The sequence below is a fragment of the Litchfieldella anticariensis FP35 = DSM 16096 genome (assembly GCF_000409775.1).
Lineage (GTDB): Bacteria > Pseudomonadota > Gammaproteobacteria > Pseudomonadales > Halomonadaceae > Litchfieldella > Litchfieldella anticariensis.
The window spans coordinates 1-820 of record NZ_KE332387.1 but is presented as its reverse complement, the minus strand read 5'-3'; the positions used below and the strand labels follow the sequence as shown (position 1 = coordinate 820).

General features: G+C 61.5%; 1 protein-coding gene. It reads right to left on the bottom strand.

Going from position 1 to position 820, the window contains the following annotated elements:
* The coding region (locus L861_RS06875) for an IS1182 family transposase (RefSeq protein ID WP_035568030.1) at positions 1–766 on the bottom strand (766 nt) is incomplete at its 3' end.
* Between the last annotated feature and the right edge of the window lie 54 nt (positions 767–820).

Here is an 820-nt window from a genome sequence, read left to right as displayed (position 1 = left end):
AGGGCACGCTGTCGTGCACGCTCGCGGGCGTGATGTGCACATCGGTGATGATGGCGTGCCTGCCATCCACCGTTCGGTGATCCAGGTAGAAAAACCCCTTGGGCTTGCCCTCCCGCACCATGTAGCCGCTGTCGGGATCGGTATCACTGATCTTCTTGGCGGTGGGCTCGGGTTCCGCCTCTCGACGAGGCGGCAGCGGCTTTTTTCCGTGAGCCTCCCGATCGGCGACCACCGCCTCTTCCAGCTCTGCCAGATAGGCCTGCGGTGTCGTCTCCACCTCCTGCATCGTGAAACGACGGCGATTGGCATTGGCCTTGATGTGGGTGCTGTCGGTGTACAGGACACGACCGCCCACCAGGCCCTGTTGCATCGCCTGCTCCACCACATGATCGAACAGTCGCTGCGCGATATCGCTGTCACGGAACCGCCGGCGCCGGTTCTGGCTGAAGGTCGAGGCGTCCGGCACCTTGTCGGTCAGACGCAAGCCCAGGAACCAGCGATAGGCCACGTTCACCTGAAGCTCGCGGACGAGCTGGCGCTCGCTGCGAATGCCGAACAGGTAGCCGATGAACAGCGCCTTGAACAGGAGAACGGGATCCAGCGCGGGGCGACCGTTGTCCTCGCAGTACAAGTGACGGGTCTCGTCGCGGATAAAGGAGAAGTCGATGATGGCATCGATGCGCCGGAGCAGATGATCGGAAGGCACCAGCTCTTCCAGCGTGACCATCTCCAGCTCGTGTTGGGTAGGACCGGGATCTTTTAGCATTCCCTAATAACAACAAAGTCCTGGCCGAAGGGCCAGGACTTTGTCAGCAATCTG